The sequence below is a fragment of the Streptomyces coacervatus genome (genome assembly GCF_029223485.1).
In the GTDB taxonomy this organism is placed as follows: Bacteria; Actinomycetota; Actinomycetes; order Streptomycetales; family Streptomycetaceae; genus Streptomyces; species Streptomyces coacervatus.
Genome location: NZ_JARHTP010000002.1, coordinates 1 through 25,025 on the forward strand (window position 1 = coordinate 1; position 25,025 = coordinate 25,025).

Here is a 25,025-nt window from a genome sequence, read left to right on the forward strand (position 1 = left end):
CCCCCCCCCCCCCGACGCTGTGTCAGCTGTGAGCATCAAGCGCCTGACTCGGCGTCCGTGTCAGGGACGTTGAGGGCCGCGGCGCGCAGGGCGGCTGCCACGCGCCTGACCGGTTCGGTGGGTGGGTGTGGGAGGCGGGCGAGGAGCAGGCGGCGTTGTTCTTGGGGGCCGCCGCGGACCGGGAGGATGCGTACGCCCGGTGGCACAGCAGGGGCGAGTGTGGCAGGCACGGTGGTGAGGCCGCAGCCGGAGGCGACGAGGTGGAGTTTGGCCAGCCAGTCGCGGGCGGTGTGGGCGATCTCGGGTCGCTCGTCGAGGCCGGGCCACACCCCCATCAGGCGGTCCTCACCGGAGCCCGTGCTCGCGATCCAGCGCTGCCCGCGCAGATCGGCGACATCGACGAAGTCGCCTCGGGCGAGGGGATGGGTGGCGGGTACCGCCAGACGAAGCGCACGCTCGGTGAGCGTCTGCAGGGCCAACGGTGGTGACTCGGTGTCCGGTGGGCGGAACGGTGGCGTCGAGGCCAGGAGCGCGAGGTCGAGGGTGCCTGCCCGTAGGGCGCGTACCAGCGTCGGGGTGGTGCCTTCCCGGCTGACGACATGGAGGCCGGGGTCGGTGCGGTGCAGCGCGGCCAGGGCGGCGGGCAGCAGGACGGCTCCGGCGCTGGGGAACCAGCCCAGACGGACCGTGCCGGATTGCTCGGGCAGGCCGGACAGTTCGCGCGCGGTCGCGTCGATTTCGTCGAGCACGGTTGTCGCGCGGCGCATCACGACGCGGCCGGCCGCGGTCAGGCGTACTCCGTCGCGCCGCCGTTCCAGCAGCTCCGCGCCTGCCACCCGTTCGATCGCGGCGATCTGCCGGGACACCGCCGACTGGGTGTAGCCCAGCGAGGCGGCGGCCGCGGTGAAGGTCCCTTGTTCGGCAACCGCGCGCAGCACGCGCAGCGCGGTCAGCGACACATCCGTGAAGTCCATGACGATTACGCATACCAGCTGTGCCCAACTTTCGTTGGACTCATGGGGTGGGCGTTCTTAGCGTGGCAGGCATGAATGCTTCGCGTATCGCCCTCGTCACGGGCGCCAACCAAGGACTCGGTCGCGCCCTCGTCGAAGGACTGGCCGCCCGTATGAACCCGGACGACCTGATCCTGCTCACCGGCCGCAACGACCGGCGCGTCATGGACGCCGCCCGAGAGGTGACCCAACTGTCCGACACCCGCGCCCGCATGGAGGGCCGGGTCCTGGACGTCACCGACACCGACGCCGTCGCACGGCTCGCCGATGAACTGCGGACCCGGCACGGCGGGGTCGACGTCGTGATCTCCAACGCGGTCGCCCGGGTGCTGCCCGAGGAGTCCCAGGCCGCGCGGGCCGACGAGTTCATCGACGTCTCCAACACCGCCACCCACGCGATCCTGCGCTCCTTCGGGCCCGTCCTGCGCCCAGGCGGCCGTCTGCTCGTCGTGGCCAGCAGCCTGGGCACGCTGGGGCACCTCGACCCGCGGTTGCACCGGCTGTTCGACGGCGCGAGCCTCGACCAGGTCGAGTACGCCGTCGAGTCCTGGCGCAGCCGGATCCACCACAAGACCGCCGAAGAGGCGGGCTGGCCCCGCTGGCTGAACGTGCCCTCGAAGGTGGCCCAGGTCGCCGCCGTCCGCGCGGTCGCCGGGGAGCGCCGTGAGCAGGACCTCGCCACCGGCACCCTGGTCGCCTCCGTGTGCCCCGGCATGGTCGACACGGCCACCTCCCGCCCCTGGTTCGGCGACTACAGCCACGCCCAGTCGCCCGCGCAGGCCGCTCACGCCGTGCTCGACCTGGTCTTCGCCGAGCATGTCGATCCGGCCCTCTACGGCGAGTTGATCCGCTTCGGCGAGGCCCTGCCCTGGCACGCAGGCACGCCCCTGGTGGAGCAGGACCGGCTGCTCACGCCCTGAGGGGTGCGCGGGGCGGCCCTGCCGCTCGCCGCGGACGGTCATGACGTGGCGGCTCCGGAGCGCGATGTGCATCCGGCGCCGACGGATGCGGAATCCGCCTGGTCGCGATGGCGGCGTCCCGGGATTTCGCAGTTACGGCTCCCCCGTCGTCCGCTTGCCCGCTGGCTCCAACTACCGAACCTGGCGGGGTAGTTGACAGCGGCCGAGGCCGACCGCATGAACGTCCTGGCGCCCGAACGGGCCTACGGGGTTCGCTGCGCGCCGGGGACGAGCGGCTCGACGGCCTCGGCGGCGTTGCCCGCCTGTCATGCCGCACATGATCTGCTGCGCCACGCTCATCCGGTACGCCGCTCCGGGCGTGCCCCGGCTCGGCCCGCCGCCGCGAGCGGCAGCGTCAGGGCCAAGCCGGTCTGATCCTCACCCGCCGACGGGGCTCACGAACCGGTCGAGGGCTGTGGTCAGTTCCGCCGGTTTCTCCACCGGCAGTTCGTGGCCGGCGTCGATGATGCGGACCTCGGCGTCCGGGTAGGCCTTCGCCATGCGCAGCATCTGCTGCAGCGGCAGCTGGATGTCGTGGTAGCCGTGGATCATGAGGGTGGGTACGTGGATCTCGCCGACGCGGTCCAGGACGTCGAAGGCGCGCATGGCGCCGTAGAGCGTCATGACGACCTCGCGTGGGGTGTCGGCCGAGGACTTGATGTACTTGCGGACCTCCTCGCGGGGGTAGCCGGGGGCGAAGGCGCGCTGGATGTTGGTGGCGACGAACAGCTTGTAGGGGACGTGCGTGGAGGCCGCCATCAGCAGGCCCCGGCCGCGGCTGTAGGTCATGCGGGCGATCGAGTCGACCAGGACGAGGCGCTCGACACGTCCGGGGTGGTCGAGGGTGATGGTCTGCGCGATCATGCCGCCCATCGAGTGGCCCACCAGGACGGCCCGTTCGACCTCGAGGTGGTCGAGGAGGGCGAGGACGTCCGCGGCCAGCTCCGCGATGGTGCGCACGCCCGCGCCGCTGCTCTCGCCGTGGCCGCGCAGGTCGAGGCGGATCACCCGCCGCGTCTTGGCGAAATGGGCCATCTGGTGATCCCAGCGGTGCCGGTTCGCCGTCCAGCCGTGAATGAACACCAGGGGCACGCCGTCGCCGTCGCGGGGGCCCTCGTCGTCGTACGTCAGCGCTGCGCCGTCGACTTCGAGCTGCGGCATGGGTGCCTCCTGGATGCGAACCGGTTACTGGCGAGTACGGTAGCGCTCGCCGAGCCTCCTCGTCACCGGCGTTCGCCGAGGAAGTCGAGGATGTGTCCGAAGACGTCCAGGGCGGCGCCCCGGCCGAGGAACGTGTCCAGGTGGCCGTAGCCGGGGATCTCGGTGTAGGTCACGTCCAGGTGGGGGTGGCGGCGGGCGAGGACGTCGTGGCAGAGCTGTTGGGAGTCCAGCCAGAGGCCGTTGTCGCTGCCCGACAGGAGCAGGAGGGGGGTGTCGATGCGGCCTGCCGCGTCCAGGGCGTTGGGGGGCAGGGCCGCGTAGCGGTGGTCGGTGTCGTGCCAGCGGACCACGGTGCGGGCCAGTTCGATGCGGCGCAGGTGGGGCAGGATCCACAGCGGTGCGGGGCCGAGGAGGTCGGCCAGCCGGTTGTGGGTGGTCTCGGTCAGGTGCTCGTGCACGAAGAGCGAGGCGCCGGTGCCCCACGCGGAGTGGTGGAGGATCTGGCAGGTGGGGTCCGGGCAGCTCGCCTTGCGGGAGGCGAGGGCGAACAGCGGCGTGTACTTGGACCACAGGCCCACCGTGCGGAAGTCGACGGGAATGTGGTCGATACGGGACTTCAGCAGCTCCCCGGCCAGCGACATGCGCAGCGAGGTGCGGCCCGCGAGTTTCGGCGTCAGGAACACGCCCTGTGCCACCACGCCCGCCAGGCCCGGCACCAGCCCCGCCGTCATGCTCAGGGACAGGGTGAGGGCGCCGATGCAGTGGGCCACGGCGAACAGCGGGCGGTCGTCGCCGATGCGGGAGCGGATGTGGGAGACGGCTGCGGGGATGTCGTACAGGGCGACGTCGTCGTAGGTGTACTTCTGGCCGGTGGCGTTGTACGGCAGCCGGCAGCTGCCGCGCCAGTCGAGCAGCCACGGCTCGTAGCCGTCGTCGAGCAGCACGTCGACGAGGTTGCGGATCTCGGGCACCAGGAACATGTCGGCGGAGGCCGTGTGTCCGTGGAGCAGGAGCACGGCGGGGCGGTCGGGCTCGCCGGTGTCGATGCGGGTCAGGCCGAGCCGGACACCGTCCCGCGCATGGAAGGGGATCTCCTCGACGGTCTGCGGGTCGAGGCGGTGCTGGAGGGGGCGCAGGGTCGTGGTGGTTCGCACCTTGCGGAGGGCCGGCCTGGTGGTGCGGTTCGTCGCCTTGAAGATCATCGGTTGTGCTCCGTGGGGTTCTGGGTCCGGCGCAGGTCGAGGAGGTCCGCGGCGGCCCGGGTGAAGGGGCCGAGCAGGCCGCGGCCCATCTCGAGGCCGAACCAGGCGAGCCAGGTCAGCTTGGCGGCTCGCTTCTCCCGGCCGGTCAGACGGGGGTCGACCTTGATGCCGTCGATCTGGTCGCGTACGTAGCTGTCCGCGGGGACGACCAACTCGCCGGTCAGGAGGGCGGGTTCGCCTTCGCGTCCGATCTCGGCGGTCAGGGCGCGGGTCTGGCGCCAGACGTCGCGGCGGGCGCGAGCGTGTTTGCGGCCCTCCAGCCACCAGTTCCCGCCCTCCGTGTCGCGCAACAGCAGCCGGTAGCGCAGGAGTTGGTGGGTCAGGCCATGGTGCTCGGGGATGCCCTCCTCGGGGCGGATCCACACGTCGCCGCGTTCCACGGTGAGCGGGTCGGGGTGCGCGGCCGGGCAGGTGAGTTGTCCGCGTACGTCGATGCGGCGCTCGGTGACCAGTTGGTGCATGCTCGCGATGGAGAGGGTGAGGTTCATCGAGCAGGGGGTGTCGGCGGGGGCTGCGACCGGGCCCACATGGCCCTCGGTGGTCTCGGTGAACCAGAGGTAGGGCTGGTCGTCCTTGTGCGGCAGCCGGGCCAGGCCGTCGTCCGCCAGCCGTTCGAAGGTCTTCAGCTGTGCGCGGGCGTCGTAGCGGCCGGCGGGTGGCAGGCCGAGGGCCTCGACCAGGTGGGCGGTGCGATCCCCCGTGGCCGCCGGTCCCTTGAGGGTCGCCTCGCACAGCTTCAGCGCGGTGGGACTCTGCAACACCCGGGACAGGAAGGTCAGTTCGGGTATCGGTTCGGCCTGCAGGCGGGCCAGGGTGTCGGTGCGCCAGTCGTCCCAGTCCTTGACGCGCACGTGCATGCCGCCCAGGGCCATGTCCGACACGACGTCGTCGAGGGTGTTGGGTACGCCGGTCAGGTTGTAGTCGTAGCCCCACGCGTCGGGTTCGCAGATGACGCCGACCGCGACCCGGCTCACCCAGTCCACCGGGGCGGAGTTGAGGTACCGGAAGGCGGGAACGGTGCGGAAGCGGCCGAAGGCCGAGACCAGGCCGCTGGAGAGGTCCTGGGGGTTGTAGGCGCCGGTCTTGGTGTGGCCGCCGATGCCGCCCGGGCGCAGGGCGGTGACGATCAGGCCGTGGTCGCGGGCGCGACGCAGGGCGACCTCCGCGGCCCATTTCGTCTGGTCGTAGCCCGCGATGAGGCGGTCGGCGTGTGCCAGGGGGTCGTCCTCGCCCATGGAGGTGATGCCGACCTCGTTGAAGACGGCGATGGAGGAGATGTGGTGCAGGGGTTTGGGGCGTCCTGCCGCGGCCAGTTCGGCCAGGGCGAGGGAGCCGAGGACGTTGCTCGCGCGCAGTGACTGGTAGCCGCGCAGGAAGTCCACGGCCGCGGCCACGCCGACGATGCTGTCCAGTTCGCGGGCGAGCCGGCTCCACAGTTCCTCGCCCAGGCCCAGGCGCGGGCTGCGGATGTCGCCGCGCAGCACGGTGATACGGCGGCGGACCTCCGACGACCAGGGCAGCCGGTAGCTACGCAGGGCCTCGCCGAGCCGGGTCTCGGCCGCCTTCTCGTCGGCGGCGCGGACCAGGCAGTACACATGGGCGTCGCTGTGGCGCAGCAGGTCCAGGAGCATATGGCTGCCGAGGAAGCCGGTCGCGCCGGTGAGCAGGATCCGGCGGGGCGGCAGGGGCTCGGGCGCTGCGATGAAGGGGAGGTGGTCGGCGAGGGCGAGGTCGGCCAGGATCTGGTCGAGGTCTTCGCGGCGGGCGGTGGTGTGCGGCGGGTGCGTGCGCTCGGGCAGCGGTGCGGCCGGGGACGGTGACGTGCGAGGGGATGGGACGGGCAGGGCGGGAGTGGTCGCGGTCGGCCCGGCCGCCGGGTGTGCGACCGCGGTGGCCGTCGGGGAGGCGGCCCTGATCCCGGGGATACGTGCCCAGCTGCGGGCGAGGCTGCTCGGGCGGGCGTCGGCGAACACCTCGTCCAGATCGACCTCGATGCCCAGTTCCTCCTCCAGCTCCGCGACGAGTTCCACCGCGTTCACGGAACTGCCGCCGGCGTCGAAGAAGTCGGCGTCGGGCGACAGGTGTCCCTCGGGCAGATGGCGGCCGGCCGCTGCGGCGATGACGGCGGCCAGCACGTCGACGTCCGGCGACGGGGACGGAGCCGTGTCGGGCGGCCCGTCCGCGGCTGTGGCGGAGGGCGCAGGCATATCGGCCGGCACGACCTTCGCCAACAGGTCGCTCACGCTGAGTCCGCCGCCGCGCTCGATCGACTCCGCCGTGGCCCGCTGACCGGCGTACGCCGACGCGTCCTCGTTCATCTCACGCATGAGTGCCCTTCACCATGTCCACGATCTCTTTTCTCTTCCTCACTGCTGCCAGGAGCGGAACGCCCGCAGGTGTTCCGGCGTGACCACGCATTCCAGCCGCTCGTCGTCCTGCTCTCCCCCGCCCAGGGCGGCCAGCAGTCGGCGGGCCGGCGCGTTGCGGTCGGTGCGCTGTGCGGTCAGCCGGATCTTGGTGCAGCCCAGTTCCTCGGCGCGGTCGGCGAGCCACTGCAGCAGGCGTTCCTCGACGCCGCGGCCGAGTGCGCGGCAGCTCATCAGCCAGGCCGGTACGTCCAGTTGGCCGCCGTCGGCGCTCAGGGCGAGGACGGCGATCTGGCCGTAGTCGCCGAAGCGGTCCCGGGCCGCAGCCGTCCACACTTCGCCGTGTTCGCGCCAGCGGGTGACGTCGAGGCCGTCGTCGGAGCGCGGGTGGAGGGTGAACTGGTTGGTGCGGCGCACCAGTTGCTCGGCCCGCGGGACGTCGGGGGCGGACAGGGGCCGGATGTCGACCTCCAGCTCCAGCCCGTCGAGGAACTCCTCGAAGCCGGCCTGCTCGCGGGCGGTGTCCCGTTCCCGTTCCTGCTCGTAGAACCGGGCCCGCAGCGCGTCCTCCGACGTCGCCGCGGCAGGCACCAGAGGCCACAACCGGCCCAGGAACGCCTGGAGTTCGGGCGTCGGCGGGCAGGTGACCGAGAGCACCTGCGGCAGGGCCGAGCGGACCTTGGCTATCTCGGCGGGGTTGTCGTCGAGGAACAGGAAGCTGTCCAGGCCGAGGTTGAGCGTGCGCGCCGCTTCGGCCAGACGGCCCGGCTTGGGACCCCACGCGGCGGAGAGCACGCTGAAGTGTTCCGGCTTGAGCAGGCTGTCCGGGCGGTCCAGGACCGCTCGCACCGTGTCCTCGTCATTGTTGCTGACCAGTACCAGCAGCGCGCCGGCCGCACGCCATTCGAGCAGCCTGCGTGCCAGCAGCGCCCGGGGGCCGGTCAGGTCCACCGCTCCGGGGCCGCTCTCCCCGGCCACCCCGCCCCACAGTGTCTCGTCGCCGTCGACGGCGATCACCTTCGGCGCGGGACGGCGCACGGCCTGCACGACCTCGGCGAGGCGCAGGGCGATGGCCGCCTGGAAGTGGGGGGTGAAGGGGAGGTGGGCGAGGCGCTCGGTGCGCTCGTCGAAGCGTTCTTCGACGGGGTGTTGACCGGTCCAGTCGTCGGGTCCGAGTACGGCTGTTGCGGGCAACTCGGCGAGTTCGGCGGCGAGTTCGTGCTCCCAGTGCCTGAGGCGGTCCGGGGTGTGTGCGGCGGGCAGGAGGCCGACGACCAGCGGTTTGCGGGTGCGTTCGGCCAGGGCGCGCAGTGCGGCGGGGTAGGCGGTGCGCAGTTCGGCGAGCAGCGCGTCGTCCACCGGCCCGAAGCGCTCCAGGTCCGCCGCGCGCAGCAGCACCACGCCCACTTCCGTGGCGGGGTCGGCGAAGACGCCGGACGGGTCGCGCAGGCTTGCGAGCACGTGGTGGTACGGGGCTTCCGCAATGGTCGTCGCGGTGCCGTCCGGTGCCCCGTCGTTGAGGGCCGCCTCGCACATCAGGGGCAGGTTGCCGAGGGCGAAGGTGGCGGCGAGGGCGAGTGCGCGGCGCGGGTCGGCAGCCGTGGCGGCCGCTTCGCCAGGGCCGGGCAGTTCGGCGGCAGGCGTCGTACGCACCGGTTGAGAGGCGTCCTCGGCCGTCTCTGCGAGCAGCCGCAGCAGCTCCTCCCCCAACCCGGTTGCCGCGGCCGTGTCCAGGATGTCGAGGTTGTGGTCGAGCCGGATGCGGCCCGCGTCCGGGGTCACGGTGATCATGAGGTCGAGGTCGGAGTAGCCCGTGCCCACCGGCAGTACGTCCAGGGCGGTGAGGGCTCCCGCGGCGCGGACGTAGTTGAAGTACACCTCCACCAGCGGCGCGTCGGCCCGGTACAGGCCCTGCTTGGCCAGTACCGGCAGGACGTCCGAGAACATCGCGCCCTTGGTGAGGATCTTCTCCAGGCGGCTGTCGGTGCGGCGCAGCACCTCCTCGGTCCGCTCGTGCGCCCCTGCCTCGGCCGGGAACGGCACGGGTATGCCGAAGAAGCCCACCGCGTCGTAGGCGTCGGCGTGGATGCGGGTGTCGACCGGCACGGCGAGGACGAAGCGTTCCCGTTCCCGCAGCCTGGCCAGCAGCACGGTCAGGGTGCCCAGGCAGAACGCGGCGGGTGTGACGGCGAGCCTGCTCGCGGCCGCCGACACCCGTTCCATGAGCCCGTCGGGGATCGCCACGCTCACGCTGCCGGCACGGTATGAGCGTGCGGCCGGACGGGGGTGAGCGAGCGTCAGGTCGAGGCGTTCGCTGCCGTGGAAGGCCTCGCGCCATTCGGTCGCGCCGGTCCCGGGTCCCTCCCCTGGCTGCTGGGCCTCGATCAGCAGGTCCAGGTCGCGGTTGGTGACCGTGGCGGGGAGGGGGGTGCCGGACAGTTCGGTGTCGATCTCGGCGGCCACCAGCAGCAGGGACTGCAGGTCGCTGACCGCGTGGTGGGCGCCGTAGAGCAGGATCTGGCCGCGCTCACCGTCGTCGAGGAGTTCGAATCGCCACAGCGGGGGCTGCGCGAGGTCGAAGGGCGGTTCGAGCAGGTGGCGCAGCCGGTCGGCGGCGTCGAGTTCTTCGGCTGGGGGTACCGGCGTCCAGCGCAGCAGCGGCTGTGCAAGCTCGCGCTCCACCCGCAGCTGCCTGCCCCCCTCGTTGCCGGCGACGATTGCGGTGCGCAGTGCCGCGTGCCGGGCGGCCAGGCGGTTGAGGATGCCGGTGAGCGTGGCGCGAGTGGTCCGGGTGGTGAGCCGTACGGCGAGGCCGACGGCGTGGGCCGCGGCCGGCATGTCCGGGCGGGCGCTGCGCAGCAGGCGCACGACGTCGCGGGTTGCCGGGTGCTGTGCGCTCTCGGGCACCTCGGTGGCCGCTTCGGGCTCTGGAGCGGCGGTGGTGCGTTCGGGCAGGGCTGTGGCGAGGGCCCGTGCGAGGCCCCGGATGTCGGTGGCCGAGAAGATTGCGGCGGACGGGAGTTCGGCGCCCAGTTCGCGGGTGAAGGCGTTGCGCAGCCGTACGAGCATGAGGGAGTCCAGGCCCAGTTCCTTCAGGGCCGTGGTGGCGGAGGCGTCGACGGCGCCACCGGAGACCTGGCCGACACGGGCGCGCACGTATGCCTCCAGCCGTTCGGTGCGCTGCTCGTCCGTCGTCGCCGTGAACACCTGCTTGACCAGGTCGTCCGAGCCCGCCGGGCCCGTCGGGACGGTGGCCAGGTCGGCCAGGAGGGGGCGGGTGCGGGCGGCATCGGGGTCGAGGGCGAGCAGTTCCCAGTCGAGGGCGAGGGGGGCGAGTTGGCGGCGCTCGGTGGCCAGGACGCGGTCGAAGAGTTCGCCGCCCTCGGCGGGGGTGAACGCGACAAGGCCCGACCGGGTGGTTTCGGCGGCCCGGGTGGTGTCGCCGGCGACCATGCCGACGCCTGCCCAGGCGCCCCAGTCCAGGCTCAGCGCCCGCCGTCCGGCGAGGCTGAGGTGGTGGGCCCAGGCGTCGAGGAAGGCGTTCGCAGCCGAGTAGGGGCTCTGTCCGGGCGAGCCGAGCAGGCCGGCCGCGGAGGCGAAGAGGATGAGGTTGTGGGCCTCCGGGACGAGTTCGGTGAGCAGGGTGGTGCCCATGACCTTGGGGGCCAGGACGTTCAGGACGCGTTCGTCGGTCAGGTTCGCCACGGTGGCGTCGTCGAGGACGCCGGCGGTGTGGACGACGGTGGCGATCGGGCCGGCCTTTTGTCGTACGGCGTCCAGGGCGGCCGTCAGGCTGTCTCGGTCGGCGACGTCGGCGCGGGCGAGGTGCACGGTGACGCCGCGTTCTTCCAGGTCCTTGATCCAGGCGGCTGCTTGCGGGGTCGGCGCGCTGCGGCCCAGCAGGGCCAGCTGCCGGGCGCCGCGCTGTATCAGCCGCTCGGCGACGACGCGGCCGAGACCGCCCAGACCGCCGGTGATCAGGTGAACGCCGTCCACGGTGGCGTCGTCGCGGGCGCCGTCGTCCGGGCGGGTGCGGGCCAGGCGCGGCACCATGCGGCCCGCTCCGCGCAGTGCGACGAGCCGTTCGTCGTCGGCGTACCGCAATTGCGTCCACAGGGAGTCGACGCCGTCCGCGGGCGGCAGGTCGATCAGCGTGGTCCTCAGCTCCGGGTGCTCCTGGGCGAGGGCGAGTCCGAAGCCCCACGCCAGGGCCTGTTCGGGGCGGGTCACCTGTGCGCTGTCACCGGCGGCCTGGCTGCCGCGGACGACCGTGAACAGGCGGGGAGATCGGCCGTGCGCCCGGTCGGTGAGCGCCCGTACCAGGTGCAGGGTGCTCAGGCAGCACAGCCGGGCCGCTTCCCGGGCGGTGCGGGGATCGCCGATCGGCGGAGCGTCGAGCGCGGACAGCTGCACGATGCGCTCGAGCGCCCCGTCCGCGAAGGCGTCGTCGAACAGGCGGGTCAGGTGCTGCGGATCCGCCGGGTTCAGCACGTACCGGCCGGGGCCCTGGACGTCGTATGCCTCGCCCCTGCGGGCGATCACATGAGGTACGGAAGCGGCCCCGAGCCGGTCGGCGAGTTCGGCGGCGACTCCCGTCTCGTCCGCCAGGATCAGCCAACTGCCCTGCGTAGCCGCCTGCTTGGCGGGCGGGCGCGGCTGCCAGCGGGTCTCGAACAGTGCGCCGTCCAGTGGGGAAAGCGCGGCGAGCTCGAACTCGTCCACGGCGAGGACGAGTTGCTCGTGCTCGTCGTACAGCCGCAGGTCGAGGGTCGCCCTGTCGCCGTCCACGGAGTGCAGCCGGCATGTCGTCCATACGGGAGTCGTGCCGCGTCCGGTGAAGTGCAGCCGTCCGGCTCCTGCGGGTACGAAGGCCCGGCCCGCGGGCGCGTCGTGCGGCAGGGCGGCTGTGTGGAAGGCGGCGTCGAGGAGGGCCGGGTGCAGCAGATGACCGGCGGCGGGCCTGGGCGCCAGCCTTCCCCACGCGTTCGAGGCCGCGAAACGGCCCTGCTCCAGGCCGCGGAAGGCCGGGCCGTATTCGATGCCCAGGGCGGCGAGTTGCGTGTATACGGCGGACATGTCGGCCTCCTGGCTGCACTGTTCGCGCAGCGCAGTGGGCGATTCGCCCGCATCCGGGGCGGGTTCACCGGCGGGGGTGACACGCCCGGTGACATGCCGCTCCCAGCGCGCGGAGGCCGCGGCCGAGGCGATGGTGAAGTGGCGCGATCCGTCCTCGGCGGGCCGCAGGACCAGTTGCAGCCGTACCGGCCGCTGCGTGTCCAGCCGCAGCGGCCGGTCGAACCGGATGTCGGCCAGGGCCACTTCGCCGCCGCCCTGCACGGCGGATGCGGCCTCGATCGCCAGGTCCAGGAAGGCGGCGCCGGGCAGCCAGACCTCGCCGGTGACGCGGTGGTCGGTGAGATAGGCGAAGCGGCTGTCGCGCAGGTCGATCTCGGTCTGGAAGAGGTGGCGGTCCGCCTCGTCGCTGGCCTCGATGTGTGTGCCCAGCAGCGGTGAGCTGCCGCCCGTCGGGGAGGCCGGTGTGCGCCAGTGGCGTTCGCGGGCGAAGGCGTAGGTGGGCAGGTCGACGCGGCGGCCGGCCGGGAAGAGGGCCGGCCAGTCGGGGGTGTGCCCGGCCGTGTACAACTCCCCCGCCCGGCGCAGCAGGTCGTCGAGGCCGCCTTCTTCGCGGCGGAGCGAGGCGATGCTCACGGCGTCGATGCCGGCTTCGGCAGCGACCGCCTCGATCGACGAACCGAGCGAGGGATGCGGACTCAGTTCCACGAAGTAGCGGTATCCGTCGTCCAGCATCCGCCGGATCGTGTCGGCGAAGCGGACCGGCTCACCGAGGTTGCGGTACCAGTAACCGGCGTCCAGCCGCTCTCCCGGCACAGGTTCCGCCAGCACGGTCGAGTACAGCGGCGTCAGGGCCTCCACGCCCCGGACGGTGCTGATGCGGTCGAGCAGTTCGTCGCGCAGCGGTGCCATGAAGGGGGTGTGCGAGGCGAACGGGGTGGACAGCCGCCGTGCCGGGATCTGCTGCTCCTGGCAGTGACCGAGCAGGTCGGTCAGCGCGTCAGCGTCGCCGGAAACGGCCGTCGACTGCGCACTGTTGACCGCCGCGACGAACAGCCGCCCCGCATAGGGTTCGAGCAGCTTCTCCACCTGGGTGCGCGAGAGCTCCAGGGCGAGCATGCCGCCCTTGCCGACCAGGGGTACGACCGCCTGAGCGCGGCCGCACACCACCGCCACGGCGTCCTGAAGCGTCAGGGCGCCCGCGCTGTACGCGGCGGCGATCTCGCCGAGGCTGTGGCCGACCACGGCGTCCGGTACGACGCCGAGTGCGCGCCAGGCGGCGGCCAGCGCCGCGTTGACGGCGAACAGGGTCGGCTGCAGGTACTCGGTCCGGCCCAGCGGGGCGATGTCCTCCGGCGCGCGCAGGACGTCGAGGACCGACCAGCCCGTGTGCCGGCGGACCGCCTCGTCCACGCGGGTCAGCTCCTGGCGGAAGGCGTCCGAGCCCGCCATCAACTGCACGCCCATGCCGGGCCATTGGCCGCCGTGGCCGGCGAACACGAAGGCCACCTTGCCCGACAGCTCCTCGCGAGGCGGCGCCAAGGGGCTTCGTCCGGCGGCCAACTCGGCGAGCTCTGCCAGCAGTTCGTTCCGATCACCCGCGACCAGCGCCGTACGCCGCTCGAAGTGGCTGCGGTGGAGCGCCAGGGTGTGGGCCACGTCCGCCAGTGCCGTATCGCCCCTCAGGTGCTCGGCGAGCCGTGCGGCCTGTCCGCGTACCGCGTCCTCGGTGCGCGCGGACAGCACGAACAGCCGCTGGAGCGGGGCGGGTTCGTCCTGCGAGGCCGGCGTGTCGGCCTGCGGGGCCTCTTCCACGATCACGTGTGCGTTGGTTCCGCTGATGCCGAAGGCGCTCACTCCGGCACGCCGGAGCCGCTTGCCGGCCGGCCAGGCCACCGCTTCCCGGAGCACGTGCAGCCCGCTGTCGGCCCAGTCCACATGGCGGCTGGGGGTGTCGGCGTGCAGCGTGCGGGGCAGCATGCCGTGCCGCAGCGACTGGATCACCTTGATCAGCCCGGCCACGCCCGAAGCCGCCTGCGCATGGCCGATGTTGGACTTGAGCGAGCCCAGGTACAGCGGCCGGCCGGCGGGGCGCGAGTCCCCGAAGACCTCCGCGAGGGCGTTCGCCTCGATCGGGTCGCCGAGTGTCGTGCCCGTGCCGTGTGCCTCCACGTAGTCGATGTCGGCCGGGCCGAGTCCGGACAGCTGCAACGCCCGCCGGATCACCTGTTCCTGTGCCGGGCCGTTCGGCGCGGACAGCCCTTGGCTGCGGCCGTCCTGGTTCACCGCGGTGCCGCGCAGCACGGCCAGCACCTCGTCCCCGTCGCGGCGGGCATCGCTGAGCCGCTTCAGTACGACCATGCCCGCGCCCTCGGCCCACACCGCGCCGTCGGCGGCATCCGAGAAGGAGCGGCACCGGCCGGTCGGGGACAGGCCGCGCAGCCGGCTGAACTCGACGAAGGTCTGCGGGGTGACCATGAGGGTCGCCCCGCCCGCCAGGGCCAGGTCGCACTCGCCGGCGCGCAGCGCCTGCGCCGCCAGGTGCACCGCCACCAGGGAGGAGGAGCAGGCCGTGTCCACCGTCAGGGCCGGGCCGTTCAGGCCGAGGGTGTAGGCGAGCCGGCCCGAGGCGACGCTCAGGGCCGAGCCGGTGCCGACGTAGCCGTCCAGCTGGTCGAGCCTCGCGCCGGCCAGATAGTCGCCGGCGAACATGCCGACGTACACGCCGGTGGTGCTGCCCGCGAGTTCGGCGGGCACGATCCCGGCGCGTTCCACGGACTCCCAGGCCGTCTCCAGCAGCAGCCGCTGCTGCGGGTCCATGGCCGCGGCCTCGGTCGGTGTGATGCCGAAGAACGCCGCGTCGAAGGAGTCGATGTCGTCGAGGAAGCCGCCTTCGCGGGCGTACGACTTGCCCGGTGCCTCCGGGTCGGGGTCGTAGAGCGACTCCACGTCCCAGCGCCCGGCCGGGAACGGGCCCACCGCATCGCGGCCGTCCGCGACCAGCCGCCACAGGTCCTGCGGGGAGTCGACCGCGCCCGGCAGGCGGCAGGCCGTGGCGATGACGGCCACGGGCTCGTCGGACGCGAGCGCCGTCGTGCGGGCCTGCTGCGCGTCCGGCCCGGTGTGGCGGAGCTTGCCGCCGTCCGGTGCGAGCGCGGTGGCCAGCAGGTGGTCGGCGAGGCGGGCGGGGGTGGGGTGGTCGAAGAGCAGGGTGGCGGGAAGCCGGGCGCCGATGCGGGTGCCGAGGCGGTTGCGCAGGTCGACGGCAGTCACCGAGTCCATGCCCAGGTCGCGCAGCGGCTGATCGGGGCGGACAGACCGGGCCGAGGGCAGGCCCAGGGCGTGGGAGGCCTCCTCGCACACCAACTCCAGGACCCGGGCGGCGCGTTCGGTCTCCGGCAGCCGGGCCAGCCGGTCCGCCAGTCCGCGGCCGGCCGGCCTGCCGGGGCCGGGCGAGGACAGCAGGGAGGTCCACAGTGCGCCGGTGGCCGCCGCGTTGTCGCGCAGGCGGGGCAGGTCCAGATGCCAGGCGAGCAGGTGCGGTGTGCCGCGGCGCACGGCGAGTTCCACGAGGGCGCGGCCCTGCTCCGGGGTGAGGGCGCGGTGGCCCAGGCGGGCCATCCGCTCCAGGTCGGCATGTTCGGCGGCAAGTCCCTCACCGGCCCATGCGCCGAAGGAGATGGAGGTCGCGGGCAGGCCCAGTGCCCTGCGGTGGTGGGCCAGTTGGTCGAGGTACACGTTGGCGGCTGCGTAGTTGGCCTGGCCCGCGTTGCCGACGACGCCGGCGGCCGAGGAGATCAGCAGGAACAGCTCCAGCGGCAGCTCGGCGGTCAGCCGGTGCAGGTGGGCGGCGCCGTCGACCTTGGGTCGCAGCACCTCCGCGAGACGTTCGGGAGTCAGCTCGGCGATCACACGGTCGGCCAGGACTCCGGCGCAGTGGACGACACCGCGCAGCGGCAACGCGTCGCCGACGTCGGCGAGTACGCCGGCCAGGGCGGTCGGGTCCGCTACGTCGCAGGCGGCCACTTCGGCCTCGGCACCGAGTGCGGCCAGCTCCGCGGTGACCTCGGCAGCCCTCGGGTCGGCGCTTCCCTGACGGGATGTCAACAGCAGCCGGGGTGCGCCCTGTTCGGCCAGCAGGCGGGCGATCTGCCGGCCGACCGCGCCCAGGCCGCCGGTGATCAGTACGGTGCCGTCGGTGGGCACCGGGGCGGGGCGGCCGGCGAGGTCGAGGACGACGGGGCTGCCGGACGCCCTGCCGCGGCGTACCGCCTCGCGCGCGGCGGTGACCGGGAAGACCTGCGGATGCACCGGCGCGTCGACGGCGGCGCGCAGAGCCTCGGCCGCCTGTTCGCCGTCGGCCGCGTGCGCGAGGGACGCGGCGGCCGCGGTCGTCAACGGCAGGTCGTCCGGGAGCACGGCGACCAGCCGCGCGTCCGCGACCAGCTCGGACCCGGGCTCGGCGGCGGCAAGGACGACGACCCGCGTGCCGCACGCAAGACCGTCGACCTCGGGGCCGACCTCGGTGAGCACACCGGCGCAAGGGGTGTGCGTGGGATGCAGGCCGACGGCGTGCACCTCGATCCGCACCTGGGCGGACCCGAGCGCCGGACGCGCCGCCGCGTGGAGCTGCACGTCGGCCGGGAGGCCGGTCAGCCGGTAGCAGTCCCCGGCCGGGATCCGCAGCACGTCGACCGGGCGGGCGCGCACCAGCCGCGGGACGAGCAACGTGCCCTGCCGCAGGGATAGTTCGGGCTCGTCGGCGTGCGCGACGGCGGCCACCATGGCGGTCGCGGCATCGTCGCCGTCGTCGAGGTCGAGCAGGGTAAATCCGAGGTCCGGGTGCTCGCTGCGGGTGCTGCGGGCGAGGCCCCACAGGACCGACTGGGCCAGGCCGGGCACGGTGTCGGCGTCGCCGGCCGCGACCGCGCCGCGGGTCACCCAGACGGTCCGCGCGGGCGCCCCGTGGGGCGCCAGGGCGATGAGCTCCTGCACCTCCGTGAGGGCCGCCGCCGCCAACTCGCCTGCCACAGCGGCCGGTTCGGCGTCCGCCGCCGGGCTCGGCCAGAGCCGTACGACGACGTCGGCGCCCGACTCGCACAGCTCGACCCCCGCCGCCGTGAGGCCGCGTACGATCGCCGCGACCTGCGGGTCCGAGCGGTCACCGATCACGGTCCAGGCCGTCCGCCCGCCTGCGGCCGGTGCTTCGGGCAGTGCCGTCCATGCCACTTCGTACAGGTGCCGGGCGTGCTCCGAGCCCGCGCGCAGGTCCGCCGGGTCGGCGGCCCGCAGCCGTACGCCTTCCAGGCGGCCCGCCGGGATGCCGTCCGCGTCCCACAGCGAGACGTCCAGGACGAGGTCCGTCCCGGAGCCACCGGTGCGCCGCACAAGCGCGGTCAGCTCGCTCGCGCCGCCCGGCGGGAGCACACAGCGGCCCATCGCCACCGGCAACAGCACCTGTCCGGCGGACGCGTCGAACACGGCGGCCACCTGCAACGCGGCGTCCAGCAGCGCCGGATGAACCGGATATGCCTCTCCCGCCTCCCCGGTCACACGTGGCAGCGCGAGCCGCGCCAGCAGCTCACCGTCGCCGGTCGCGGCCACCGACCGCACACCCCGGAAGGCCGGGCCGTAGCCAAGCCCGAGCGCCTCGAGCCGGTCGTATGTCTCCTCGCGCCAGGCCTCCTCCGCCGCGTCCGGCCACACCGGTGGTGACGCGTTCGCTTCCGGGCCCGCTTCGGCCGCCGACGCGGTGGCGTGCAGGGTCCAGCCCGCCGCCTCCTGGCCGCGCGGGCGGCTGTGCACGGTGATCTCCGGCACGGGGGCGGAGGCGTCCACCTCGACGGACACCTCGACCGTGCCGGTGGCGGGCAGGGTCAGGGGCGCGAGGAGCAGCAGGTCGGCCAGGTCGTCGGGAGCATCGGGGCGGGCGACGGCGAGCGCCGCGCGGCACAGCTCCAGCAGGGTGGTGCCCGACACTACCGTCTGCCCGAACACGGTGTGGTCCGGCAGCCAGGCGGCGGTGGCCGGGGACCATTCGTTGCGGAAGGTCCAGCGGGAGGCGTCGGCCGACTGCAGCTGGACGCCGAGCAACGGATGGGCGGCGCGGTCGAAGAGGGCGGGGCCCGCTGCGGTGGTGTCGGGTTCGGTCCAGTGGCGCTCAGCGTCCCAGGCGTACGTCGGCAGGTCGGCGGCCGCGGTGTCGGGGACCAGGCGTCGCCAGTCGACCGGGCGGCCCTGGACATGGAGTTCGGCGGCCGCACGGTCCAGGCAGGCGGGTCCGGGTTCGTCGCGGCGGAGCGATCCGACGGCGACCAGGTCGTGGCCGTGTTCCTCGCCTGCGGTGGTGACGGCGGTGAGCAGGGCGGGGTGGGGACTCAGTTCGACGAAGCAGCGGTAGCCGTCGGCCGCCATGCGCTGCACGGTCGGCCCGAAGCGGACCGGTTCGCGCAGGTTGGTGTACCAGTAGTCGGCCTCCAGCTGTTCGGTGACCGGTTCGCCGGTGACCGTCGAGTACCAGACGACGGACGTCGGATAGGTGGTGACGCCGTCGAGTTCGTCGAGGATCGTCGCGCGCACGGGGTCCACGTGGGAGCTGTGGGAGGCGTAGTCGACGTCGAGGCGGCGGGCGAAGACCTGGCGCCGGTCGAGTTCGGCGAGGAGGCTCTCAAGCGGTTCTACGTCGCCTGCGATCACCGTGGAGCGGCCGCTGTTCACGGCGGCGACCGATACTCGGCCGTCGAATTCGGCGAGGAGGGGTTCGACCTGGGTGTGCGGGAGGGCGACGACCGCCATGGTTCCGGTGCCGGACACCTCGGTCAGGGCCTGGCTGCGCAGGGCGACCACGGCGGCGGCGTCATTGAGGCTGAGTGCCCCGGCGACGCAGGCTGCGGCGACCTCGCCCTGGCTGTGTCCGATCACCGCGTCCGGGCGTATGCCGCGCGCCCGCCACACGGCGGCCAGGGACACCATCACGGCGAAGAGCGCCGGCTGGACGACGTCCACCCGCTCCAGGGACGGGGCGCCGTCATCGCCCCGCAGGACCGATGTGACCGACCAGGTGGTGAACGGGCGCAGGGCCGCGTCGCAGCGGTCGAGCTCGTCGGCGAACACCGGGTCGCTGTCGAGCAGATCGCGGGCCATGCCCGCCCACTGGGCGCCCTGTCCGGGGAAGACGAAGGCCAACTTCCCTGTCGGGGCTGCCTGTTGGGGGCCGGCCGTCAGGTCCGGGTCCGGTTCCGCCGCCGCAAGTGCCCGCAGGGCGTCGAGGAGTTCGTCGTGGCGGCCCGCCTGGACGACGGCCCGGTGTTCGAAGTGCGTGCGGTGGTGGGTGAGTGTCGACGCCACGGCGGACAGCGGCACGTGCGGTTGCCGGGCGAGCGCCTGTCGGAGGCGTTCCGCCTGCCCGCGCAGGGCTTCGGGGCTGCGGGCGGAGAGCGGGAAGAGGGTCTGCCCCGTGGGTGCTTCGGCGCCGGGCTGCGCCGAGTCCTGCGGTGCCTCCTCCAGGACCACGTGCGCGTTCGTTCCGCTGATCCCGAACGCACTCACGCCGGCCCGCCGCACCCGCTCCCCGTCCCGGAGCCACGCGCGGGGAGCAGTGAGCACGCGCAGGCCGCTGTCCGCCCAGTCGACGTGTTCGGTCGGGGTGGCGGCGTGCAGTGACGCGGGGAGCTCGCCGTGCTGGAGTGCCAGCACGGTCTTGATGATGCCGCCGATGCCCGCTGCCGCTTGTGCGTGACCGATGTTGGACTTGAGCGAGCCGATGTCGAGCGGCCGGTCCGCGGCGCGGTCCGGCCCGAAGACGGCGGCCAGCGCGCGGAGTTCGATGGGGTCGCCGAGGGGTGTGCCGGTGCCGTGGGTCTCGACGTGGTCCAGGTCGCCGGGTGCCAGCCCGGCCGCGTCCAGGGCTGCGCGCAGCACGCGTTCCTGTGCCGGGCCGTTGGGGGCGCTCAGCCCCTGGCTGCGCCCGTCCTGGTTGATCGCGGTCCCCTTGATCACGGCGAGGATGCGGTCGCCGTCCCGGCGCGCGTCCGCGAGCCGCTTGAGCAGCACCAGACCGCAGCCCTCGGCCCACACCACCCCGTCCGCCTCGGCGGAGAACGGACTGCACCGCCCGGATGGCGACAGCCCGCGCAGCCTGCTGAACTCGACATGGGCGCGCGGCGTCACCAGCAGCGATGCACCGCCTGCCAGCGCCAGGTCGCACTCGCCTCCCGCCAGTGCCCGCGCCGCCAGATGCAGCGAGACGAGCGAGGACGAGCAGGCGGTGTCGACAGTGACCGCCGGGCCCTGCAGGCCGAGGGAGTAGGCGATGCGTCCCGAGGCCACGCTGGACGCCGAGCCCGTGCCGACGTGGCCGTCGAGCTGCCCCAGCGAGGCCGAGGCGAGGTAGCCGCTGTCGTACAGGCCGACGTAGACCCCGGTCGAGCTGCCGTTCAGCGTCCCCGGCACGATCCCGGCCCGCTCTATCACCTCCCAGGCGGTCTGCAGCAGCAGCCGCTGCTGCGGGTCCATGGCCGCGGCCTCGCGCGGGGAGATCCCGAAGAAGGCCGCGTCGAAACGGTCGATTCCGGCCAGGTAGCCGCCGCGCAGCGAATACGCCGTGCCGACGGTCTCCGGGTCGGGGTCGTACAGTCCCTGCCTGTTCCAACGGCCCGGCGGCACCTCGGTGATGACGTCCTCAGCTGAGACCAGCAGCCGCCACAGCGCCTCGGGGTCGTCGGCGCCGCCCGGGAAGCGGCAGGCCATGGAGATGATCGCGATGTCGTCGTCCGCCCGCGCGGACAGCTCGGAACGCACCGGGCCGGCCACCCCTGTCACCGCGGGCGGGTCTCCGAGCACCGCCTCGGCCAGCGCCGCGACGGTCGGGTGGTCGAAGACCAGCGACGGGCTCAGCGTCCGGCCGATCCGGTCGGACAGCTGCGCCGCCAGCGTCACCAACTGGCGTGATCCCAGGCCGAATTCGGCGATCGGCCGGTGCGGGTCGACGGTCAGCGGGTCGAGCCCGGCCGCCTCGGCGACCGAGGAGATCAGCCACGCTCGCACTTCTTCCGGCGAGGTCAGGGACGACGGCTCGGCGGGCTGCTTCGGGGACTCGTTCGCAGGCATCTGGGCAGGTGTCCTCGTGAACTCGGGCTCGGTGTGTTCCGTACGACCGATCAGGCCGACGTGTTCGGCGCACGACGAAATGACCGGCGTACGGACCGACGGACGGGCGGTGTACGGCAGGTGTGCCGCCGGACGGCACGGGCAGCGGCGGGAGGTGTCAGCGCGCGACGGGTGCGGTGAGCACCGAGAGGGCACCGGCCAGGTGGGCCGTACGGGTCGCACGGCGCTGGATCTTTCCGCTGGACGTCTTGGGGATCGTGCCCGGGTGGACCAGGACGACGTCACGTACGGACAGGCCGTGGGCCTCACCGAGCGCGCTGCGGATCAGGTCGGTGATCTTCTCGGACTCGTCCGCGGCGTCCGGGGACACCTCTGCGACCAGGACGATCTGCTCCCCTTCGATTCCATCGTCGACGGAGACGGAGAAGGCGGCGGTGCAGCCGGGGCGCAGGGCCGGGTGGCACATCTCGGCGGACAGTTCCAGGTCCTGCGGGTAGTGGTTGCGCCCGTCGATGACGATGAGGTCCTTGAGGCGGCCGGTGACGAAGAGTTCGCCGTCGCGCAGGAATCCGAGGTCGCCCGTGCGCAGGAAGCGGCCTTCGCGGCCGGTCAGGGTGGCGCGGAAGGTTTCGCGGGTGGCGAGGGTGTTGCGCCAGTAGCCCTTGGCGACGCTCGCGCCGCTCACCCAGATCTCGCCGACCTGGCCCTCGGGGAGTTCCACGCCTTGTTCCGGGTCCGCGATCGTCACCGTGAGGCCTGGGCCGGGGCGGCCGCAGCCGACCGCGGCCGCGTCCGCCTCGCCTGCGTGCGGGCCGAGGTCCGTGGCGGCGAGGAGCGTTGGCGGGGCGGCCACGGAGGCACCGGTGACCATCACGGTCGCCTCGGCGAGGCCGTAGCAGGGGTAGTGGGCCTCGCGGCGGAAGCCGGCCGGGGCGAAGGCCTCGGTGAAGCGGCGCAGGGTTGCGGCGCGTATCGGTTCGGCACCGTTGAAGGCGACCTTCCACGAACTCAGGTCGAGGCCGTCGAGGAGTTCCGGGGTGGCGTGCTTCAGGCTCAGTTCGTAGGCGAAGTTGGGGCCGCCGCTGGTGTGCGGGCGGTAGCGGCTGATGGCTTTCAGCCATCGGTCGGGCTTCTGCAGGAAATGCAGCGGGGAGAAGAGGGTGGTGGTGAGGCCGAGGTAGACGGTGTTCAGGACCGGGCCGATGAGTCCCATGTCGTGGTACACGGGCAGCCAGCTGACGAGCAGTTCGCGGTCGTACTCCTCGATCACCTCCGGGGTGTGGCCCATCCGTTCGGTGATGATCCGCTCGTTGTCGAGCAGGTTGCCGTGGGTGACGGCCACGCCCTTGGGGGCGGAGGTGGAGCCGGACGTGTACTGGAGGAAGGCGACCGAGTCGGGGGTGAGGTCGGGGGCGCGCCAGGCGTCGGCGGCCTCTTCGGGAATGTCCTCGGTGGCGATGCAGGTGATGTCGGCCAGTTCGGGCAGGTGCTCCGCCATGCCGCCCAGGGCGGCGATCACTTCGCGGCCGGCGAGGATCACCTTGGCGTCCGCGTCGGCCAGCAGGCGCTTCATGCGGGTCAGGGCGCGGTGGTTGTGCGCCCGGCCCTGCGGGGGCACGCCGGGTACGGCGATGACACCGGCACAGAGGCAGCCCAGGTAGCCGCTGATGAACTCCAGGCCGGGCGGGTGCAGCAGCATGGCGCGGGAGCCGGCCAGCCCGCGCTCCTGCAGCCAGGCGGCGACGGCACGGGAACGGCGCAGGAGCCGTGCGTAGCTGATCTCTTGGATTTCTCCGTCGCAGTCGCCGGTGACGAGGTAGCGGTAGGCGGTCCGGTCGGGCTGTTGCGTGGCGTGCTCGGTCAGTAAGTCGACCAGGGATCGAGCCATGGGAAGAGTCTCACTTGTCTGAATCGATGGGCAGGGAACTGGAGTTCGAGTGCCACGCGGCATGTACGCGCTGCAGCCGCGGCCGCTCCGGCTCCCTTGCCGGATCGTTCGAATCAACCGGTCCTCCGGGGAGTAGCGGTACGCCGGCTCCCCCTGCCCCGTACAGCTTGCTACCGGTGAGTAGCACTGTAGCAACTCCCCTCGGCCTGTCGATCCGCCCCCTGTAAACGCTGGGTATCAAACGGGAGTTGGGGCATGCGGAAGGCCCGGTCACCGTGGCGTGCACGGGGACCGGGCCGCAGGGGAACGGAACGAGGGGCTCCAGAAGCCGACGTACTCGCAGCGCCTCAGCCTCGTCGGCCGTCGTCCGGGAGGACGGCGAAGGAGGCCCACTGCACCTCTGGCCGGTCCGGCACCTCCCGGCCCCTCGCCCGCCACTCGGCGACGAGTTGGGCGTAGATCGGCGGCAGGGAACCGGAACCGGCGCCATGGGCCGGTGCGACGTAAGGGGCGAAATCGGGTTTGCCTGCGAGTGAGCGGCACGGCTCCAGCGCGGATCGGTTCATGCCGGGCCAACGTGGGGGCGGCGGCGTTGGTACGTGTGGCGGCAGGCATGCACCCGGCAGGGTGAGAACACCCCCCGAATGGGCCAGCCGCTCATCCGACAACCATCCCGAGGGGTCGGCCTCATCGGAGGGCGCCACGCCGACGGTGCGCATCAACTCACCCTCCCTGTGCGGACATTCGGACACCTGGCGCAGAGGGAATCAGTGGCCGGGGATTTCATGGCGGAGATTCGCTCAACCGTACGAGAGTGATCGGTGACGGTGTGTACTGTGCTGCGAGTGCCGGCCCCCGGGGCCGCGGACTCTGCCCTGCCCGGCTTCACTTCTGGGGGATCCGTCGTGACCGTCACCGACCGCTTCGTCATCGACCCGTTCGGCGCCGACATCCCCGGTGAGAGTGCCCGGTTGCGCGCCCTCGGCCGGGTGGTGCCCGTCGAGCTGCCGGGCTCCATCCCCGCCTGGGCGCCGACTCGTTACGACACCCTCAAGGACCTGATCCTCGATCCGCAGGTCAGCAGGGACCCCCGGCTGCATTGGAAGTTGTGGCCCGAGATCGGCGAACACCCCTCCTGGGGCTGGATTCTGGGCTGGGTGGGTGTGGTCAACATGCTCTCCACCTACGGCGGCGACCACGCGCGGCTGCGCAAGCTGGTGGCGCCGAGCTTCACGCACCGGCGTACCGAGGCGATGCGGGCGCGGGTGGAGGCGATCACCGCGGAGCTGCTCCACTCCCTGGCGGCGGCCGGTCCCGACGGCCGGGTGGTGGACGTCAAGGCGGCGTTCGCACAGCCCCTGCCCATGCGGATCATCTGTGAACTGTTCGGTGTTCCGGACGAGTTGGTGGACGACACGCGCCGGCTGATCGCGGCCATCATGGACACCTCCGACCCGAGCCCGGAACACGCCGCGTTCGTGCAGCAGCAGATCGGGACGGTGCTGCCGGCGCTGATCGCCCATCGCAGCGAGCACCCCGGGGACGATCTGACCACCGAGCTGATCCGGGTCCGGGACGAGGACGGCGACCGGCTCAGCGACGAGGAACTGCTGTACACGCTGCTGCTGGTGATCGGCGCCGGGTTCGAGACGACCGTCAATCTCATCGGCAATGCGGTCGTCGCCCTGCTCCGGCACCCCGAGCAGCTGGCCGCCGTACGGGCCGGGAAGATCGGCTGGGATGCGGTTGTCGACGAGACGCTGCGGGTGCACCCGTCGATCGCCTCGCTGCCGCTGCGGTTCGCCGTCAGCGACATTGTGGTCGGCGACGTCACGATCCCCGCGGGCGATGCCATCATCACGACGTATGCCGCCGCGGGGCTGGATCCTGCGCGCTACGGGGCGGACGCGGACGTCTTCGACGCGGCGCGCGGGGCCGACGACCATCTGGCGTTCGGGATCGGTGTGCACCGGTGCATCGGTGCTCCGCTCGCCCGGGTGGAGGCGCTGACCGCGCTGCCCGCCCTTTTCGAGCGCTTCCCCGAGATACGGCTGGCCGTCGGCGAGGACGAGTTGCGGCAGGTGCCGTCGTTCATCGCGTTCGGCTGGCAGGAGGTGCCGGTGCGGCTGCGCGCGTAGAACCGGGGGCGCGACCGGTCCCCCGTTCCGGTCGTGCCCCCGCGATCCGTCGAACTT

General features: G+C 72.8%; 10 protein-coding genes. 3 read left to right on the plus strand and 7 right to left on the minus strand.

The window, feature by feature from the left end; genetic code table 11:
* Window positions 1-35 precede the first annotated feature (35 nt).
* Window positions 36-974, minus strand: a complete 939-nt coding sequence (locus P2Q00_RS03805; protein ID WP_275769523.1) for a LysR family transcriptional regulator — start codon at window positions 972-974, stop codon at window positions 36-38.
* A gap of 71 nt (window positions 975-1,045) precedes the next feature.
* On the opposite strand from P2Q00_RS03805, the gene P2Q00_RS03810 reads away from it, so the two are divergent.
* Window positions 1,046-1,933, plus strand: coding sequence for an SDR family NAD(P)-dependent oxidoreductase (locus tag P2Q00_RS03810; protein WP_275769525.1), 888 nt, complete (start codon window positions 1,046-1,048; stop codon window positions 1,931-1,933).
* 192 nt (window positions 1,934-2,125) lie between these two features.
* The gene (locus tag P2Q00_RS03815; protein ID WP_275769528.1) at window positions 2,126-2,347 is read left to right on the plus strand and encodes a hypothetical protein; all 222 of its coding nucleotides are present in this window, start codon (window positions 2,126-2,128) and stop codon (window positions 2,345-2,347) included.
* 3 nt (window positions 2,348-2,350) lie between these two features.
* On the opposite strand, the gene P2Q00_RS03820 is transcribed toward P2Q00_RS03815, so the two are convergent.
* The 6 genes from P2Q00_RS03820 to P2Q00_RS03845 form a co-directional block, all read right to left on the minus strand.
* On the minus strand, window positions 2,351-3,133 hold the full coding sequence (locus P2Q00_RS03820) for an alpha/beta fold hydrolase (protein ID WP_275769531.1): 783 nt from the start codon (window positions 3,131-3,133) through the stop codon (window positions 2,351-2,353).
* Window positions 3,134-3,195: 62 nt separating this feature from the next.
* The gene (locus tag P2Q00_RS03825) at window positions 3,196-4,335 is read right to left on the minus strand and encodes an alpha/beta hydrolase (RefSeq protein ID WP_275769533.1); all 1,140 of its coding nucleotides are present in this window, start codon (window positions 4,333-4,335) and stop codon (window positions 3,196-3,198) included.
* Window positions 4,332-6,722: a thioester reductase domain-containing protein gene (locus tag P2Q00_RS03830; protein ID WP_275769535.1), complete on the minus strand. Its 2,391-nt coding sequence runs from the start codon at window positions 6,720-6,722 to the stop codon at window positions 4,332-4,334. Before P2Q00_RS03830 ends, P2Q00_RS03825 begins: the two co-directional genes overlap by 4 nt.
* 39 nt (window positions 6,723-6,761) lie before the next feature.
* On the minus strand, window positions 6,762-20,942 hold the full coding sequence (locus tag P2Q00_RS03835; protein WP_275769537.1) for a type I polyketide synthase: 14,181 nt from the start codon (window positions 20,940-20,942) through the stop codon (window positions 6,762-6,764).
* Between the two features lie 157 nt (window positions 20,943-21,099).
* Window positions 21,100-22,830 carry a fatty acyl-AMP ligase gene (locus P2Q00_RS03840; RefSeq protein WP_275769540.1) on the minus strand — a complete coding sequence of 577 codons (1,731 nt, stop codon included), beginning with the start codon at window positions 22,828-22,830 and terminating at the stop codon, window positions 21,100-21,102.
* 347 nt (window positions 22,831-23,177) lie between these two features.
* Window positions 23,178-23,396 (minus strand): hypothetical protein, encoded by a 219-nt coding sequence (locus P2Q00_RS03845; protein WP_275769541.1) that lies wholly within the window; start codon window positions 23,394-23,396, stop codon window positions 23,178-23,180.
* A 339-nt stretch (window positions 23,397-23,735) separates the two neighbouring features.
* Here P2Q00_RS03845 and P2Q00_RS03850 point away from each other — a divergent pair, with 339 nt between their 5' ends.
* Complete coding sequence (locus P2Q00_RS03850; RefSeq protein ID WP_275769543.1) at window positions 23,736-24,968, plus strand: cytochrome P450 family protein; 1,233 nt, start codon at window positions 23,736-23,738, stop codon at window positions 24,966-24,968.
* The last annotated feature ends 57 nt before the right edge of the window (window positions 24,969-25,025 follow it).